12 protein-coding genes and 3 rRNA genes are annotated in these 17,867 nt (G+C 68.0%); 11 read left to right on the forward strand and 4 right to left on the reverse strand.

The features are described 5' to 3' along the window. Positions 1–27: 27 nt before the first annotated feature. Entirely contained in the window at positions 28–357 is a 330-nt protein-coding gene (locus ACZ466_RS42375) for an STAS domain-containing protein (protein WP_378293284.1), read from the forward strand. 133 nt (positions 358–490) lie between these two features. Then, the gene (locus tag ACZ466_RS42380; RefSeq protein WP_344588797.1) at positions 491–859 is read left to right on the forward strand and encodes an ATP-binding protein; all 369 of its coding nucleotides are present in this window, start codon (positions 491–493) and stop codon (positions 857–859) included. Between the two features lie 286 nt (positions 860–1,145). Here ACZ466_RS42380 and ACZ466_RS42385 read toward each other — a convergent pair whose 3' ends face one another. Then, positions 1,146–2,486, reverse strand: a complete 1,341-nt coding sequence (locus ACZ466_RS42385; protein ID WP_378293288.1) for a class II 3-deoxy-7-phosphoheptulonate synthase — start codon at positions 2,484–2,486, stop codon at positions 1,146–1,148. 244 nt (positions 2,487–2,730) lie between these two features. After that, complete coding sequence (locus ACZ466_RS42390; RefSeq protein ID WP_378293281.1) at positions 2,731–3,771, reverse strand: sigma-70 family RNA polymerase sigma factor; 1,041 nt, start codon at positions 3,769–3,771, stop codon at positions 2,731–2,733. Positions 3,772–3,904: 133 nt separating this feature from the next. On the opposite strand from ACZ466_RS42390, the gene trxA reads away from it, so the two are divergent. From trxA to ACZ466_RS42405, 3 genes are all read left to right on the forward strand, one after another. Continuing rightward, the gene (gene trxA, locus ACZ466_RS42395; RefSeq protein WP_378293279.1) at positions 3,905–4,261 is read left to right on the forward strand and encodes a thioredoxin; all 357 of its coding nucleotides are present in this window, start codon (positions 3,905–3,907) and stop codon (positions 4,259–4,261) included. A 284-nt stretch (positions 4,262–4,545) separates the two neighbouring features. Continuing rightward, on the forward strand, positions 4,546–4,917 hold the full coding sequence (locus ACZ466_RS42400; protein WP_378293277.1) for an Hsp20/alpha crystallin family protein: 372 nt from the start codon (positions 4,546–4,548) through the stop codon (positions 4,915–4,917). 50 nt (positions 4,918–4,967) lie between these two features. Further along, the gene (locus tag ACZ466_RS42405; protein WP_378293275.1) at positions 4,968–5,801 is read left to right on the forward strand and encodes a putative RNA methyltransferase; all 834 of its coding nucleotides are present in this window, start codon (positions 4,968–4,970) and stop codon (positions 5,799–5,801) included. On the opposite strand, the gene ACZ466_RS42410 is transcribed toward ACZ466_RS42405, so the two are convergent. Continuing rightward, the gene (locus tag ACZ466_RS42410; RefSeq protein ID WP_378293273.1) at positions 5,736–6,533 is read right to left on the reverse strand and encodes a hypothetical protein; all 798 of its coding nucleotides are present in this window, start codon (positions 6,531–6,533) and stop codon (positions 5,736–5,738) included. The two genes, ACZ466_RS42405 and ACZ466_RS42410, sit on opposite strands and share 66 nt — an antisense overlap. A gap of 679 nt (positions 6,534–7,212) precedes the next feature. Between ACZ466_RS42410 and ACZ466_RS42415 the strand changes: the two genes are divergently transcribed. The 4 genes from ACZ466_RS42415 (at position 7,213) to murA (ending at position 14,147) form a co-directional block, all read left to right on the forward strand. Further along, positions 7,213–8,728, forward strand: a 16S ribosomal RNA gene (locus ACZ466_RS42415). 449 nt (positions 8,729–9,177) lie between these two features. After that, positions 9,178–12,283 (forward strand): 23S ribosomal RNA (locus tag ACZ466_RS42420). Positions 12,284–12,439: 156 nt separating this feature from the next. Beyond that, a 5S ribosomal RNA gene (gene rrf, locus ACZ466_RS42425) occupies positions 12,440–12,556 on the forward strand. The 16S, 23S and 5S rRNA genes sit together here, the layout of an rRNA operon. A 289-nt stretch (positions 12,557–12,845) precedes the next feature. Beyond that, positions 12,846–14,147, forward strand: a complete 1,302-nt coding sequence (gene murA / locus ACZ466_RS42430) for a UDP-N-acetylglucosamine 1-carboxyvinyltransferase (protein WP_378282406.1) — start codon at positions 12,846–12,848, stop codon at positions 14,145–14,147. On the opposite strand, the gene ACZ466_RS42435 is transcribed toward murA, so the two are convergent. Next, on the reverse strand, positions 14,148–15,317 hold the full coding sequence (locus ACZ466_RS42435; RefSeq protein ID WP_378282405.1) for an FAD-dependent oxidoreductase: 1,170 nt from the start codon (positions 15,315–15,317) through the stop codon (positions 14,148–14,150). A 101-nt stretch (positions 15,318–15,418) separates the two neighbouring features. On the opposite strand from ACZ466_RS42435, the gene ACZ466_RS42440 reads away from it, so the two are divergent. Further along, positions 15,419–16,126 (forward strand): TetR/AcrR family transcriptional regulator, encoded by a 708-nt coding sequence (locus tag ACZ466_RS42440; RefSeq protein WP_378282404.1) that lies wholly within the window; start codon positions 15,419–15,421, stop codon positions 16,124–16,126. 111 nt (positions 16,127–16,237) lie between these two features. After that, positions 16,238–17,857, forward strand: a complete 1,620-nt coding sequence (locus ACZ466_RS42445) for a long-chain-fatty-acid--CoA ligase (protein ID WP_378282403.1) — start codon at positions 16,238–16,240, stop codon at positions 17,855–17,857. The last annotated feature ends 10 nt before the right edge of the window (positions 17,858–17,867 follow it).

Here is a 17,867-nt window from a genome sequence, read left to right on the forward strand (position 1 = left end):
GCTCAACAATCGGTAAGGTGGGGTGGCGTGGGGCTTGCTCTGCACACGACACGACAGGACGGCCGCGCGACGATCGCCGCGCGCGGCTCCATCGACCTGCACTCTTCGGACGAGCTGCGGGCGCGGCTCACCGAGCTCGTCGACTCCGGCGAGCGCGAGGTCGTGGTCGACCTGACCGCCGTGGACTTCTGCGACTCCTCCGGCCTGAACGTGCTGGTCCGCGCCTACAAGCACGCCCGCGCCCAGAACGCGACGCTCACCGTCACCGGGGCCTACGGCCGGGTCGAGAACGTCCTGCGCACCACCGGCCTGGACCGCTTCCTCATCGGCGGGGCGGCGGGGGAGGGGGTCGGCTGATGGGCGACGGCGCCCGGGGCCGCGGCACCGCCCGGCGGCCCCGCACCGCGAAGCCGAAAGCCCGCACGGTGGGTGCCGGGTCCTGTACGGTGAGTACCCGACCCTGCACGGCGAGCGCTGGGTGAGCGATCCCATGACCGAGACCACACTGCGTGCGGCCCCCCAGACCGAGGCGGTCGAGTACGCCCGCAGGCTGGCGGCCCGCACCATGCGCACCTGGGCCCTGATGGAGCGCGAGGAGCTGGTGACCGCGATCGTCGCCGAGCTCGTCGCCAACGCCGTGCTGCACGCCGGCACCGCCCTGGAGCTGCGCCTGCTGCGCAGCCCGGGCCGGGTCCGCGTGGAGGTCCGCGACCGGGCCGCCCAGATGCCCCGGCTGACCGTCCCCGGGCCGCTGGACGAATCGCACCGCGGCCTGTTCATCGTCGACCGCTTCGCCAACGACTGGGGCGCCGACCCCGTCACCGGCGGCAAGGTCGTCTGGGCCGAGGTTTCTGTGTAGGCGCGAGCTGCGCTCCTCGCTGGCGCTCGTCGCTTGTCGCGCCTACGGCGAGCGCTGCATCGCTCCGAACTCGCCTGGCGGCTCGCTCCGCGATCAGGTTCTCGCTTCGCTTGAACCTGCCTTCGGACGCGCTCGCAACACCTGAGGTCGTTGTGCGGTCGCGGAGGCGGCTGAGGCGGTCACGTCCGGTGAGGCGCCCGTTCCCGGCTCGTGCCCGGCTGAGACGTTCGTTCCACTGACCGTCCGGCTCGCTGGGGGAGCCGGACGGTCGGTGAGGCGGCCGCCGTCAGTGGGTCTTGCGGTAGAGCTCGGCGACCATGAACGCCAGGTCGAGGGACTGACCGCGGTTGAGACGCGGGTCGCACGCCGTCTCGTACCGCTGGTGCAGATCGTCCTCGTCGATCGGGTGCCCGCCGCCGACGCACTCGGTCACGTCGTCGCCGGTGAACTCGATGTGGATGCCCCCGGGGTGGGTGCCCAGCGCCCGGTGCACCTCGAAGAACCCGGTGACCTCGTCCAGCACGTCGTCGAACCGGCGCGTCTTGTGCCCGCCGCGCGCCTCGAAGGTGTTGCCGTGCATCGGGTCGCAGATCCAGGCGACCCGGGCCCCGCTCCGCTCCACCTTCTCGATCAGCGGCGGCAGCGCCTGCCGCACCTTCGACGCCCCCATCCGGGTGATGAACGTCAGCCGGCCCGGCTCCCGGCCGGGGTCCAGCCGATCGATCAGCGCCAGCGCGTCGTCGGCCGTCGAGGTCGGCCCCAGCTTCACCGCGATCGGGTTGCGGATGTGCCGCAGGAACTCCACGTGCGCCCCGTCCAGCTGCCGGGTGCGCTCACCGATCCACACCAGGTGGGCCGACACGTCGTACGGCAGCCCGCTGAGGCTGTCGACCCGGGTCAGAGCCCGCTCGTACTCCAGCAGCAGCGCCTCGTGGCTGGAGTAGAACTCCACGCTGTGGAACTCGTCGGGATTGACGCCGCACGCCTTCATGAACGTCAGCGCGCGGTCGATCTCCCCGGCCACCTGCTCGTAGCGGCGCCCCGCCGGGCTGCTGGCCACGAAATCCTGGTTCCACGCGTGCACCTGCCGCAGGTCGGCGTAGCCGCCCTTGGTGAACGCCCGGCACAGGTTCAGCGTGACCGCCGCGCTGTGGTAGGCCTTCAGCAGCCGCCAGGGATCGTTCCGCCGCGCTTCAGGGGTGAACTCGAAGCCGTTGACGGCGTCCCCCCGGTAGGCGGGCAGCTCCAGGCCGCCCCGGCTCTCGGTGGGCTTGGACCGCGGCTTGGCGTACTGCCCCGCCATCCGCCCGATCTTGACCACCGGCACGCTGGCGGCGTAGGTCAGCACGACCGCCATCTGGAGCAGCGTCTTGAGCTTGTTCTTGACCGCGTCGGCGTTGGAGCCCTCGAAGGTCTCGGCGCAGTCGCCGCCCTGGAGCACGAACGCCTCGCCCCGGGCGACCTCGCCGAGACGCTCCCTGAGCTGGTCGCACTCGCCGGCGAACACCAGGGGCGGTTGCTTGGCGAGCTCCTCGGCGACGACCCGTACCTCGGCCGGGTCGTCCCACTCGGGCTGCTGGAGTGCGGGGAGGTCGCGCCAGGCGTCGAGGTCCCCCGTGTTGTTCATGGCCATGTCGAGATCTCTACCCTGCGAACGGTCGGTGGAGCGGAGTCTTGCGTTGGACGGGACAAGGCTATGGCACGCCGGGCCCGCGGCATGGGGCGCACGGCGTGGCGAGCACGCCCCCGGCCCCGTGGAGCCCCGGCCCCCGCGGAAAGCGCGAGGGACGGCCCGAAGATCGTTCGGACCGTCCCTGGGGGGAAACGCTCACACGGGCTGGACGGACATCGATGTCACTCGGATCCGGCGATCAGGCCGCCTTGGAGGGGGTGGTGTCGCGCATGGGCCGCCCGCGCATCGGCTCCCCGTCCCCTGCGGGACCGGAGGCCGCGGCGGTGCCCGCCAGCGCCCGGCGGCCGCTGAGGTCGGCGTCCGACGCCAGCTGCCGCAGCCGCCGCAGCGAACGGTCGGTGATCTGCCGCACCCGGTTGTGGCTCAGGCCGTACCGGGCGCCGATCTGCGCGTACGACAGCGGCTGCCCGTTGTCCATCCCGAACCTGGCCCGCAGGATCGCCGACTCCCGCTCGGGAAGCCGCTCCAGCAGCCGCGCCAGGCCCTCCAGATCGTCCAGGGCGAGGATCTCCGCCTCCGGCGTCACGGCCTCCGGGTCCTCCAGAAGATCGCCCATCGGCGTCTCGCCGGCGTCGTCCACGGTCGCGTCCAGGCTGGCGGGGTCGCGGCGCCACCGCATCAGCTCGTCCACGTGCTCGGGCTCGGCGCCGACCGCCTCGGCCAGCTCCTCCCGGCTCGGCTCGCGGCCGAGCTCGCGGCCCAGCTGCCGCTCGGCGCGGCGCAGCCGGGACAGCTCCTCCTCCACGTGGACGGGCAGCCGGATCGTCCGGGCGGTGTGACTGAGCCCACGCCCGATCGCCTGGCGGATCCACCATGTCGCGTACGTCGAGAACTTGTAGCCGCGGCGATAGTCGAACTTCTCCACCGCGCGCATCAGTCCCAGATTGCCCTCCTGGATGAGGTCGATCAGGGGCAGCGAGTCGGTGGGGTACTTGCGGGCGATCGAGACCACGAGCCGGAGGTTGGCCTCCACGAACCTGCGCTTGGCGCGCAGACCCGCCTCGACGAGCTCTTCGAGCTCCTCCAGGGTCGCCCCCTCGGGCGGAGTCCCCTGCTCCAGAAGCTGTTCGGCGTACAGGCCCCCCTCGATCGCCTTCGCCAGATCAACCTCCTCCACCGCGTCCAGCAGCGGCGTGCGGCCGATCCGGTCGAGATACGCCCCGACGAGATCCTTGTCGGGGGCGTCGACCCTGTCGCCCTTGGTACGGGTTGCAGCCATCCTGACCCTTCTCCGATGCGATCTCCCTGAAGGCACAACGCCTAATTACCCCTCTGTGATTCCCGGGTGGGGAATACTGCGAGGCCGTTGACCGCTCTACCCGTCCTGATACCCCGAGCGAGGAGCGAATGACATGGCGACGGTCACACTGACCGCGGAGAACTTCGACGAGGTGGCCCAGAGCGACGGGATCGTGCTGGTCGACTTCTGGGCGGAATGGTGCGGTCCGTGCCGCCGGTTCGCGCCGGTGTTCGAGAAGGCGGCCGGGAACCACCCCGACATCGTCTTCGGCAAGGTCGACACCGACGCCCAGCAGGAGCTGTCCGAGCGCTTCGGCATCGCCTCCATCCCGACGCTGATGGCGATCAGGGACGGGGTGATCGTGTTCGCCGAGCCCGGGGCCCTGCCTGCGCCGACGCTGGAGAACGTGATCGAGCAGGTGCGCGGGCTCGACATGGAGGACGTCCGCAGCCGCCTCAAGTCCTCCTGACCGATTCTGCTCCTCCAAGCCGCCCCGGCCTTCCCCAGGGCGGTTTCAGTTGTGCCATGCGCGATGCGGCCGCCCGGTCTCTCCGGTGCGGCCGCATGGTGCGGGGCGCCCGCCGCATATCCGGAGGGCCCGGAACCCGGGGCGCGCCGCGATGACCGAAAGCGGACGTGCCACCGAGGCCCAGACGCGAGGGCGGAGCATGCCCATTCGACCCCCTGGACGCGTTCACCCGACCAGGGTTTCGGATAGACCAACCCCGTAAGCCCGTCAGGGAGGAGCGACCGATGAGACCACTCCGCCGGGTCGCCCGATCGGCGCCCGTAGCCCGCCTCCGCCAGGCCGGGCGCCCCATTCGCGCCGAGGACTACGTCGAGGACGGCGTCTACGTGATCCGCGCCGACCTGCCCGGAGTCGACCCCGCCCGCGACATCGACGTCTCGGTGCGCGGGGACACCGTCGAGATCAAGGCGATCCGCCGTGACGACCACAAGGCCCGGCACCGCGCCGAGATCCCCTACGGCCTCTTCCGCAGGGTGATGACGCTTCCGGACGAGGCCGACGGCGACACGCTGACGACCCGCTACAGCAACGGCGTCCTGGAAGTGGCGATCGCGCTGCCGGGCGCCGGCCGGGACCCCTCGCCGCTGCGCCGCTGACCGGGCGGGCCGCGCACCGGCGGGGCCGGCGCATCGTCGATGATGGACGGATGCTGGCCGACGTCGTCGAACACCTCGCCTGCCCCGTATGCGGAGACAGCCTCGCACTGCAGACCAGCGCGTTGCGCTGCCCTGCCGGGCATGCGTTCGACATCGCCCGGCAGGGCTACGCGAATCTGCTCTCAGGGCACGCACGGCCGGGCACGGCGGACACCCCCGAGATGGTGCGCGCACGGGAGAGCTTCCTGGGAGCGGGCCACTTCGCCCCGCTCACGGAACTGCTCAGCGATCGCGTGGCGGGCCCCCTTGAGGTCGTCCTGGACGCCGGAGCCGGCACAGGCCACTACCTGCGCTCAGTCCTGGACCGTTCGCCTGGGGCGGTCGGCCTCGCCCTCGACATCTCCAAGCACGCGGCCCGCCGCGCAGCGCGCGCGCACCCGCGCATAGGCGCGATCGTCGCGGACCTGTGGCGCCCCCTGCCGGTACGGTCCGCCGCGGCCGACGCCATCCTGAACGTCTTCGCACCGCGCAACGCCGCCGAATTCCAGCGAGTCCTGAAACCGGGCGGGACGCTCTACGCCGTCACCCCGTCGGAACGCCACCTGGGCACGCTGGTGAGTTCCCTGGGGCTGCTGACGGTCGACGAGCAGAAGACCGAACGCATGGACACGGCACTCGCTGACCGCTTCACCCTGGAGACCCGTGAAGGGCTCGAGACCGAGGTGATGATGACGCGGGACGACGCGGCCACGCTCGTGGGCATGGGGCCCAGCGCCCACCACGTCCCAGCCGAAGAACTGGACAAGCGGCTCGCGGAGCTACCCGATCCGCTGCCAGTGCCGCTGTCCTTCGTGCTCTCGGTGTACCGCCGCCTTGAGCAGTGAACGCCGATCCTGACGCAGCTCAAGGAACACCTGGGGAACGTCGCCGGGCTGCACCACCTCCAGGACGTTCCACGAGACGTCGCCGTACGCCTGGAAACGGAACCGCGCCACGACCGAACGCGTGGCCGCGCTGAGCAGCACCCGCTGCAACGCCTGGCCCGCACGTAGCCAGTCGGCGGGGGCGCTGCCTCGGGTGGTCAGCACGACCCGTTGCGGAACGAGGCCGTCGGCGGGCAGGTGATGAAGGGTCACCCCCTCCAGCCGTGCCGACTCCGCCAGCTCGGTCAGCACCGCGGACGGCAGCGGATCGTTGGCGGCCGTACCACCGCCCGCGGACGGCAGCGGCCGGAGCGTCGCCGCGTACAGGAGACGCTCCAACCTGGTGACACGATGCCGGCCCGATACGCGGACCGTCGCGAGGAGGGCGGGGCTCGACGGATCCGGCAGGAGCCGGACGACGGCCTCGCGCCCGAGCTGCGCGGCGGCCAGGCGGAGATTGACCAGTGCCGCGCCGCAACTCAGATGAAGCCTCCGTCCCGTGGGGTCACCGGTCGCGCGGAACCTGTCCGGATCCGCCCGTACCTCGATCAGCCCGGGCACCACCGTGAAACGCCACGCATGGACGCTGTGCACGGTCGGCCCCATGGTCGCCGCGACGACCAGGCGTTCGGCCGAACGGCGGGTGGAAGAAGTTCCCTTCACGCCGAGCCTCCAGGGGATGCGGGGGGTCATGCCACGAGGCGACCGACTGGAGCGCACGGTACCCGAATGCGCCCCGCCTATGTACGGCGTGACCTGCGATGTTCCAGAGACGGACGGGACCCGAGGGACTGATTTGACGAGTCCGGACCGTGCGCCTAAAGTCATCCATGCCCAAGGGGATGCGGGACGCCGAGAGGCGGACGGCCCCGGCGGGCCGACTCAAAACCGGTTCGAGCTCCGCTCGGCCTGTTGTACGATGAGTCGGTCAGCCCGAGACGGGATGCAGGACGCCGCAAGGTGGCCGGCCCGATGGGCACTACCCAAGGATCAAGAAGGCGGCCTTCGGGCACGCCGGATCTTGGTACGCGGGAACCGGATCACTCTCAGATGTCGAAAAGATCTTCGCAGATCAACTTGACAGCCGAGAACGACCTGGTAAGTTAGAAGGGTTGCCCCGGAGGACGGGCCCGCGAGAGTGGGCGCGAACGCGGTGGGTGTCCGTTTCTTGAGAACTCAACAGCGTGTTAAAAGCCAGTGCCTTTATAGGTTCGACCGTTTAGGTCGGACCACCCCGTGGCCGCGGTCCCTTCTTGTAGGGGGTTCGTGGTGGGGATTTCTTTGAGGCAGTGCACCGGCCCGTGTACGGGTTGGTGTTTTGCTGGGATTTTTTCCTGAGGTTTGGCGGCTTTTCGGAGTCGTCGTTCGGACCTTGATGGAGAGTTTGATCCTGGCTCAGGACGAACGCTGGCGGCGTGCTTAACACATGCAAGTCGAGCGGAAAGGCCCCTTCGGGGGTACTCGAGCGGCGAACGGGTGAGTAACACGTGAGCAACCTGCCCCTGACTCTGGGATAAGCCTGGGAAACCGGGTCTAATACCGGATATGACCCTCCATCGCATGGTGTGAGGGTGGAAAGTTTTTCGGTTGGGGATGGGCTCGCGGCCTATCAGCTTGTTGGTGGGGTGATGGCCTACCAAGGCGACGACGGGTAACCGGCCTGAGAGGGCGACCGGTCACACTGGGACTGAGACACGGCCCAGACTCCTACGGGAGGCAGCAGTGGGGAATCTTGCGCAATGGGCGGAAGCCTGACGCAGCGACGCCGCGTGGGGGATGACGGCCTTCGGGTTGTAAACCTCTTTCAGCAGGGACGAAGCTAACGTGACGGTACCTGCAGAAGAAGCGCCGGCTAACTACGTGCCAGCAGCCGCGGTAATACGTAGGGCGCAAGCGTTGTCCGGAATTATTGGGCGTAAAGAGCTCGTAGGCGGTTTGTTGCGTCCGTCGTGAAAGCCCACGGCTTAACTGTGGGTCTGCGGTGGATACGGGCAGACTAGAGGCAGGTAGGGGAGCATGGAATTCCCGGTGTAGCGGTGAAATGCGCAGATATCGGGAGGAACACCGGTGGCGAAGGCGGTGCTCTGGGCCTGTACTGACGCTGAGGAGCGAAAGCGTGGGGAGCGAACAGGATTAGATACCCTGGTAGTCCACGCCGTAAACGTTGGGCGCTAGGTGTGGGGTCCTTCCACGGATTCCGCGCCGCAGCTAACGCATTAAGCGCCCCGCCTGGGGAGTACGGCCGCAAGGCTAAAACTCAAAGGAATTGACGGGGGCCCGCACAAGCGGCGGAGCATGTTGCTTAATTCGACGCAACGCGAAGAACCTTACCAAGGCTTGACATCGCCGGAAAACTCGCAGAGATGCGGGGTCCTTTTGGGCCGGTGACAGGTGGTGCATGGCTGTCGTCAGCTCGTGTCGTGAGATGTTGGGTTAAGTCCCGCAACGAGCGCAACCCTCGTTCCATGTTGCCAGCACTTCGGGTGGGGACTCATGGGAGACCGCCGGGGTCAACTCGGAGGAAGGTGGGGATGACGTCAAGTCATCATGCCCCTTATGTCTTGGGCTGCAAACATGCTACAATGGCCGGTACAAAGGGCTGCGATACCGTGAGGTGGAGCGAATCCCGTAAAGCCGGTCTCAGTTCGGATCGAAGTCTGCAACTCGACTTCGTGAAGTCGGAGTCGCTAGTAATCGCAGATCAGCAACGCTGCGGTGAATACGTTCCCGGGCCTTGTACACACCGCCCGTCACGTCACGAAAGTCGGCAACACCCGAAGCCCGTGGCCCAACCTTTTTGGGGGGAGCGGTCGAAGGTGGGGCCGGCGATTGGGACGAAGTCGTAACAAGGTAGCCGTACCGGAAGGTGCGGCTGGATCACCTCCTTTCTAAGGAGCACAGTCGGCTACGAGTGCCTCTAGGGGGCTTGTGGTCGGTGGCCGTCTTCGGCAGCGAGTGTCTGCCGGGTGGCTGCTCATAGATGTGGAGCACTGGTTATTCAGCTCGCCGCTCGTGCGAGCCGGCTAGTACCGCCTGACTCTTCGGGGTCGGGAGTGGGAACGTTGGTCGTCGGGCGGGTGGGGAGCTGGACACGCTGTTGGGTCCTGAGGAAACGGACCCTTCAGCCCCTGAACACGAGAGTCTTCGACTCGGGTGTGATGGGGCTGGGTTGTTTCTTCTGGATTGCGGGGCTGGTTGCCCTGGTCGCCGGTTGGTGGCTGGGGGGCTGGTGGTCCCGGTTGTTTTTTGAGAACTGCACAGTGGACGCGAGCATCTCTGAATGAGGGCCCTTTCGGGGGTTCTTGTTCTCTGTTGCGATTTGTTGATCGTTTTGTGTGTTCAAGTTTTTAAGGGCATACGGTGGATGCCTTGGCATCAGGAGCCGATGAAGGACGTGGGAGCCTGCGATATGCCTCGGGGAGTCGGCAACCAGACTTTGATCCGGGGATTTCCGAATGGGGAAACCTGGCACCCGTCATGGGGTGTCGCCGCCGTCTGAATGTATAGGGCGGTTGGTGGGAACGCGGGGAAGTGAAACATCTCAGTACCCGCAGGAAGAGAAAACAATAGTGATTCCGTGAGTAGTGGTGAGCGAAAGCGGAGGAGCCTAAACCGTGCGCGTGTGATAGCCGGCAGGCGTTGCGTGTGCGGGGTTGTGGGACCATCCGGTCAGTGCTGCCGTGCTGACAAGAAGTTACAAACTGCTCGGGTAGTCGAATGGCATGGGAAGGCCGACCGTAGACGGTGAGAGTCCGGTAGACGAAATCTGAGTGGCTTCTGGGTGTGTTCCCGAGTAGCACGGGGCCCGTGAAATCCCGTGTGAATCTGCCACGACCACGTGGTAAGGCTGAATACTTCCTGATGACCGATAGCGGACCAGTACCGTGAGGGAAAGGTGAAAAGTGCCCCGGTGAGGGGTCGTGAAAGAGTACCTGAAACCGTGTGCCTACAAGCCGTCAGAGCGTCCTCAGCCCTTTCGGGGGTTGTTCGTGATGGCGTGCCTTTTGAAGAATGAGCCTGCGAGTTATGGTGTGTGGCGAGGTTAACCGGTGGCGGGTAGCCGTAGCGAAAGCGAGTCTGAATAGGGCGTTTGAGTCGCATGCTGTAGACCCGAAGCGGAGTGATCTAGCCATGGGCAGGGTGAAGCGCCGGTAAGACGGTGTGGAGGCCCGAACCCACCAGGGTTGAAAACCTGGGGGATGACCTGTGGTTAGGGGTGAAAGGCCAATCAAACTCCGTGATAGCTGGTTCTCCCCGAAATGCATTTAGGTGCAGCGTTGCGTGTTTCTTGCCGGAGGTAGAGCTACTGGATGGCCGATGGGCCCGACAAGGTTACTGACGTCAGCCAAACTCCGAATGCCGGTAAGTGAGAGCGTGGCAGTGAGACTGCGGGGGATAAGCTTCGTAGTCGAGAGGGAAACAGCCCAGATCATCGGTTAAGGCCCCTAAGCGTGTGCTAAGTGGTAAAGGATGTGGAGTTGCCGTGACAACCAGGAGGTTGGCTTAGAAGCAGCCATCCTTGAAAGAGTGCGTAATAGCTCACTGGTCAAGTGATTCCGCGCCGACAATGTAGCGGGGCTCAAGCACACCGCCGAAGCCGTGGCATTTCAGTCGTGAGGCTGGGATGGGTAGGGGAGCGTCCTGCGTCCGGTGAAGCCGCCGAGTGATCGTGTGGTGGAGGGCGTGGGAGTGAGAATGCAGGCATGAGTAGCGAATGGAGAGTGAGAAACTCTCCCGCCGGATGACCAAGGGTTCCTGGGGCAGGCTAATCCGCCCAGGGTAAGTCGGGACCTAAGGCGAGGCCGACAGGCATAGTCGATGGACAACGGGTTGATATTCCCGTACCCGCTGGTATGCGCCAACGCTGAATCCTCTGATGCTAAGACCCTGAATCCTGGTTGGAGCCTTCGGGTTTCTTCCGGGCCTAGCGGTCGGCCCGAGGGGGTAGTAGGTGAGCGATGGGGTGACGCAGGAGGGTAGCTCAGCCCAGGCGATGGTTGTCCTGGGGTAAGCATGTAGCCCGGTGTGCAGGTAAATCCGCATGCCGTTGAGGGTGAGATGTGATGCCGAGCCGTTTTAGGTGAAGTGAGTGATCCCATGCTGCCGAGAAAAGCCTCTAGTGAGTGTACCGGCGGCCCGTACCCTAAACCGACTCAGGTGGTCAGGTAGAGAATACCAAGGCGATCGGGTGAACTGTGGTTAAGGAACTCGGCAAATTGCCCCCGTAACTTTGGGAGAAGGGGGACCACGTCCGGTGATGGCACTTGCTGCCGGAGCTGGGGGTGGTCGCAGAGGCCAGGGGGAAGCGACTGTTTACTAAAAACACAGGTCCGTGCGAAGTCGTAAGACGCTGTATACGGACTGACGCCTGCCCGGTGCCGGAACGTTAAGAGGACCGGTTAGGCCTTCGGGTCGAAGCTGAGAATCTAAGCGCCGGTAAACGGCGGTGGTAACTATAACCATCCTAAGGTAGCGAAATTCCTTGTCGGGTAAGTTCCGACCTGCACGAATGGCGTAACGACTTCCCCGCTGTCTCAACCACAGGCCCGGTGAAATTGCAGTACGAGTAAAGATGCTCGTTTCGCGCAGCAGGACGGAAAGACCCCGGGACCTTCACTATAGCTTGGCATTGGCGTTTGGAGCGTCTTGTGTAGGATAGGTGGGAGACTGTGAAGCCGGCACGCCAGTGTCGGTGGAGTCGTTGGTGAAATACCACTCTGGTCGTTTTGAGCGTCTAACCCGCACCCGTGGATCCGGGTGGGGGACAGTGCCTGGTGGGTAGTTTAACTGGGGCGGTTGCCTCCCAAAGAGTAACGGAGGCGCCCAAAGGTTCCCTCAGCCTGGTTGGCAATCAGGTGGTGAGTGCAAGGGCACAAGGGAGCTTGACTGTGAGACTGACAGGTCGAGCAGGTGCGAAAGCAGGGCCTAGTGATCCGGCACCGGCGTGTGGAAGCGGTGTCGCTCAACGGCTAAAAGGTACCCCGGGGATAACAGGCTGATCTTCCCCAAGAGTCCATATCGACGGGATGGTTTGGCACCTCGATGTCGGCTCGTCGCATCCTGGGGCTGGAGTAGGTCCCAAGGGTTGGGCTGTTCGCCCATTAAAGCGGCACGCGAGCTGGGTTTAGAACGTCGCGAGACAGTTCGGTCCCTATCCGCTGCGCGCGTAGGAGAATTGAGAGGGTCTGTCCCTAGTACGAGAGGACCGGGACGGACGGACCTCTGGTGTGCCAGTTGTCCCGCCAGGGGCACGGCTGGTTGGCTACGTTCGGTCGGGATAACCGCTGAAAGCATCTAAGCGGGAAGCCTTCCTCGAGATGAGTTCTCCCTCCCACCTTTGGTGGGGTAAGGCTCCCAGTAGACGACTGGGTTGATAGGCCGGAGATGGAAGCTCGGTAACGGGTGGAGTTGACCGGTACTAATAGGCCGAGTGGCTTGACACACCCTGATCGGCAGGTCTGCTGCGGTTGGTGTTCGCGTCCCTGTGTGGTTCCCGGAGAACAAACGGGAACCCCGTGTGTTTGAGTCTTGAATAGTGTGAGCCGTACGGCTCGAACGAGCTTGCCGCCGGCCCTGCAGGGGTTGGTGTGCGTGGGTCGTTCGGTGGTTATGGCGAAGGGGAAACACCCGGTCCCATCCCGAACCCGGAAGTTAAGCCCTTCAGCGCCGATGGTACTGCATGGGAGACTGTGTGGGAGAGTAGGACACCGCCGGACACATATTAGGAAAGGGCCCTGCCGGGTTTACCGGCGGGGCCCTTTCTCATTTATCTGCCTTTTTGGTTCGTGTACGACGGCAACCCCCGGCCGGACGGCCTGCCGCGGTGAGAAGGTGGGCTCCTCTCGGCCGGGTCCGTACATCTGGTGTGGGGATGTCGGCGTCGCTGGGGAGGGTCGGTCTGCGGGGATTCGTCCCGGTTGCCGGGCGAGTGCGGAGGCCCGCCGGCCGGGAGCGGCCGCGGCGCTGCGGGTTGGTCGTCCTCCGGGGCACCCGTAGGCTGCTCGGGTGACCGAAAAGGTGTGGGAGATCGAGCCGTCCGGGCCGCTGCGCGGTGACGTCACCGTTCGCGGGGCGAAGAACGCCGTGAGCAAGCACATGGTGGCCGCCATGCTCGGGGACGGGCCGAGCGTCATCCGGAACGCGCCGGACGTCGGCGAGGTCGGGATCACCGCGGCGATGCTGGAGCATCTGGGCACCAGTGTGGAGCGCTCGGCCGACCAGTTGACGATCACCACCGGTCCGGTCGCCGAGCCGAACGTGCCCAAGGCCTTCACCGGTCTCAACCGGATTCCCATCCTGATGCTCGGGCCGCTGCTGCACCGCGCGGGCGAGGCGTTCGTCCCGCTGGTGGGCGGGGACCCGATCGGCCGCCGCCCGATCGACTTCCACGTCGACGCGCTGCGCGCGTTCGGCGCCGAGGTGGAGATCGCGGCCGACGGCATCCACGCCCGCGCCTCCCGGTTGCGCGGCACGCGGATCGAGCTGCCCTACCCCAGTGTGGGCGCCACCGAGACGGTGCTGCTGGCGGCCGTGCTCGCCGAGGGCAAGACGGTGATCCGGAACGCCGCCACCGAGCCGGAGATCATCGAGCTGGCGCTGTTCCTGCAGCGGATGGGCGCCGGGATCTCCTTCAGCCCCGACCGGCGGATCGTGGTGGAGGGCGTGGCGCGGCTGAACGGCGCCGAGACCACCCTGGCCGGCGACCGGATCGAGGCGTTCTCCTACCTGGTGGCCGGGCTGGTCACCCGGGGCGAGGTGCGCGTCCACGGCTGCCCGCAGGACCGCCTGGTCACGGCGATCACCACGCTGGCCCGGATGGGCGCCCGGTTCGAGATCACCGACGACTGGATCATGGCCTCGGCGCCGCAGGGGCTGCGGCCCGCCGCCGTGCAGACCGACACCCATCCGGGGTTCGCCACCGACTGGCAGACCCCGCTGATGGTCCTGTTCACGCAGGCCGACGGCATGTCGGTGCTGCACGAGACCGTCTACGAGAACCGGCTGGCGTACGTGCCGGCGCTCAAGAGCATGGGCGCGGAGATCGAGGTCTACGACACGTGCCTGGGCGGACCCGCCTGCCGCTACCACGACACCAGCGCCCTGCACTCGGCCGTGGTCCGCGGCGTCTCCAAGCTGCGCGGCGGCGACGTGACCATGCCCGACATCCGGGCGGGGTTCTCGGCCGTCCTGGCCGCCGCGGTGGCGGAGGGGCCGTCCACGCTGCGCGGCGTCCACCACATCGAGCGCGGCTACCACCACCCGGTGGAGCAGTTCCAGAACCTCGGCCTCACCCTGAACCCGCGCTGATCAGGCCGCGCTCGGCGGGAGCGGCGCGAGGTCGTGGTCGTAGAGCCAGGCGGTCGAGCGCTCGTAGAAGACGCGGAGGGCCAGCGGCATGACGATGTTCTGGACGCGCCGCGCCACCGGCCCGGCCGTCTTGGCGTCGCGGTTGGCCGCGGCCATCCTGACCAGCTTGGCGGTACGGGCGCGGCGGTCGCGCTCGTAGGCGGCGAGCGCGGTGGGAACCGTCGGCTCGGTGGCGGCGGCGCGGGCGAGCACGACGGCGTCCTCGACCGCCATCGACGCGCCCTGCCCGGCCCCGACCGGGTGCGCGGCGTCGCCGACCAGGACGGTCCGGTCGCCGTGCCAGACCCGCACGGACTCCAGGACGTGGTGCGGTGCGGGCCGGTGCGTCTCGGTCGCGGCGCGCAGGACGGCCGAGGGGTGCTCCTCGTCCCGGTAGAGCCGGGCTGGAGAGTCGGGTGTGATCGTGCCGGGGCCGGGCGGTTCCGGCGCGGTGACCTGCGCGGCCCACCACACGGTGCCGTCGGGGACGGCGATGGAGATGAACGTCCCGGCGCGCGCGAACACCATGTTGAACGTTCCGGGTTCGAGGGTTCCCGGTGCGGCGTCCACGCCCGAGGCCACTCCCGAGACGGTGTAGTAGCCGCCGTAGACGGGCCCCGGCGCGGACGGGGCGAGGATCCGGCGGGTGGCCGACCAGATGCCGTCGGCGCCGGTCAGCAGGTCGCCCTCGGCGGTGCGCCCGCTCTCGAACCTGGCCCGCACGCCGCCGGAGGGCTCGGTGTCCGCGCCGGTGAGCCGCTCGCCGGTGACGATCTCGGCGCCGAGCCGGACGGCCTCGGCGCGCAGTTCCTCGACCAGCCGGCCCCGCCACAGTGTGACGCTGTGCGTCGGGTCGTCCGACAGCCGGCCGCGCGGCAGGTCGCCCAGCAGCTTGCCGGATCCGGCCCACAGCCGCTGGCGGGGGACCGGGAACCCGGCGTCCCGGACGCGGTCGAGGCAGCCCAGCGCCTCCAGCCCGCGCAGCCCGTTGGCGGCGAGGCTGATGAAGGAGCCGACGGGTCCCGCCGGGTCGGCGTGCGACTCGTACACCGTCACCTCGGCGCCGATCCGCCGGAACGCGATCGCGCTCGCCGCCCCGGCCACGCCGCCGCCCGCCACGACCACGCGCATCGGAAACCTCCCCGAATCTACATTCACCGAATCTCTATTCGGCGAATTTCGGTTCAGTATGATGTCGCGACCAGGAGGCGTCAAGCGAGGGCGGAGGACGGGTGGCCCAACGGAAGACGGGAGCCGAGAGGGCGGCGGCCCCCAAGGCGGGGGTCCGGAAGGCGCGGGCGGCCGAGACGCGCGAGGCGCTGAAGGCGGCGGCGCGGCGGCTGTTCATGGAGCGCGGCTATCTCAACACCAAGATCACCGACATCACGGCCGAGGCGGGCCGCGCCACCGGCTCCTTCTACGACCACTTCGCGGGCAAGGAGGAGCTGCTCCAGGCCCTCATGGCCGACATGGGCGCCCAGGCCGACGAGGAGATCGGCGCGCGCGACCGGGAGCGCGGCCCCGCGCACCCGCGCGAGCACGACCTCACCGACCGCGACCAGCTCCGGGAGCATCTCGAGGTGGCCTGGAACGTCTACCGCGACCACCTCCCCGTGGTGGTCGCGCGGATGCAGGCCCTCATGGCCGACGACCCGGGGGCGGGCGGGACGTGGCGGACCCTGGTGCGGGAGACCGCCGACTTCCGCGACCACCTGGAGTACTCGCGCGAGCGCGGGCACCCGCTGCCCGGCGATCCGGCGCTGGTCGCCGCCGCGATGGGCGCGATGATCTCGATGTTCGGGTACGCGGTCCTCACCGCGGGCGAGGACGGCCCGGACGCGGACGACGGCGAGATCGTCGGGACGCTGACCCGGCTGCTGCTGAACGGGCTGGCCGGGCCGCCGCCCTCCGCCGGCCGACCTCCGCCCGCCGAGGTCTGACTTTGGTGACCGTCCGGCGGGCCGCGGCGTTGCGAACGGCCGTCCGTGGGGAGGATGTGAGGGCGCGGCAGCCCAGCCCGCTTCCCCACCGCGACGGTTCTGGAGGTCATCGTGGACACTGGCCCCGCCTACACCCCGCTGACCCCGCTCTCGTTCCTCGAACGGTCGGCGCAGGTGTTCCCCGGCAAGACCGCCGTCGTCTACGGCGAGCGGCGCAGCACCTACGCCGAGTTCGCCGCGCACGCCGTCCGGCTCGCGCACGCGCTGCGCTCCCTCGGCGTCGGCCCCGGCGACCGGGTGGCCTACCTGGCGCCCAACGTCCCCGAGTCGCTGGTCGCGCAGTTCGCCGTGCCGCTGGCCGGGGCCGTGCTGGTCGCGATCAACACCCGGCTCGCGCCCGAGGAGGTCCGCTACATCTGCGACCACTCCAGGGCGAAGGTGCTGGTGGTGGAAGCGGCCCTGCATCCCGCCGCGGCGCCGTCCGCCGCCGGGGGGCTGGCCACGGTCGAGCACATCGTCACCGTGACCGACCCCGAGTCCGGCGCGTCGCCCGACCCCGCGGTGGGCGGCCTCTCCTACCAGGACCTGCTCGAGAGCGGCTCCGACGACCCGCTGCCCTGGACCGTGGCCGACGAGAACGCCCCGATCTCCATCAACTACACCTCCGGCACCACCGGCAAGCCGAAGGGCGTCGTCTACACCCACCGCGGGGCGTACCTCAACGCGCTCGGCGAGATCGTGCACTCCCGGCACACCCCGGACAGCGTCTACCTGTGGACGCTGCCGATGTTCCACTGCAACGGCTGGTGCACGGGATGGGCCCTGGCGGCGATCGGCGGCACCCAGGTGTGCCTGCGGGCGGTGGACGCCGGCAGGATCTGGCGGCTGATCGACGAGGAGGGCGTCACCCACCTCAACGGCGCCCCGACCGTGCTCCGCATGATCGCCGACTCGCCGCGCGCCCACCCGCTGCCGCTGCCGCTCGTCATCACCACCGCCGCGGCCCCGCCCAGCCCCACGATCATCGGGCGGATGGAGGAGCTGGGGGCGCGGCTGGTCCACGTGTACGGGCTGACCGAGACCTACGGGCCGTACTCGGTGTGCGAGCCGCAGCCGGACTGGCCCCGCCTGGACGCGGGGGAGCGGGCCCGGCTGCTTTCCCGGCAGGGCGTGGGCATGCTGCAGACCGACGGGCTGCGGGTGGTCGGCGAGGACATGGACGACGTGCCCGCCGACGGCGCGACGCTCGGCGAGATCGTGATGCGCGGCAACAACGTCATGGCCGGCTACCACGACGATCCCGAGGCCACCGCGCACGCCTTCCGGGGCGGCTGGTTCCACTCCGGCGACCTGGGCGTCCGTCATCCCGACGGGTACGTGGAGCTGCGCGACCGGGCCAAGGACATCATCATCTCCGGCGGGGAGAACATCTCCACGGTCGAGGTGGAGAGCGCGCTGGACTCCCACCCGGCCGTCGCGGAGGCGGCGGTCGTGGCGGTGCCGGACGAGCGGTGGGGCGAGCGGCCCAAGGCGTTCGTGGTGCTGCGGGACGGCGCCGCGGTGGAGATGGAGGAGCTGGCCGGGCACGTCCGGGACCGGCTGGCCCGCTTCAAGGTCCCCGACGTCATCGAGTTCGTGGCGGAGCTGCCGAAGACCTCCACCGGCAAGATCCAGAAGTTTCGGCTGAGGGACAGGGAGCGGCCGGCCGGGGAGGGCCGGGCCCGGGGGTGAGCGCCGTGTC

It is taken from the genome of Actinomadura rugatobispora, from assembly GCF_055379765.1.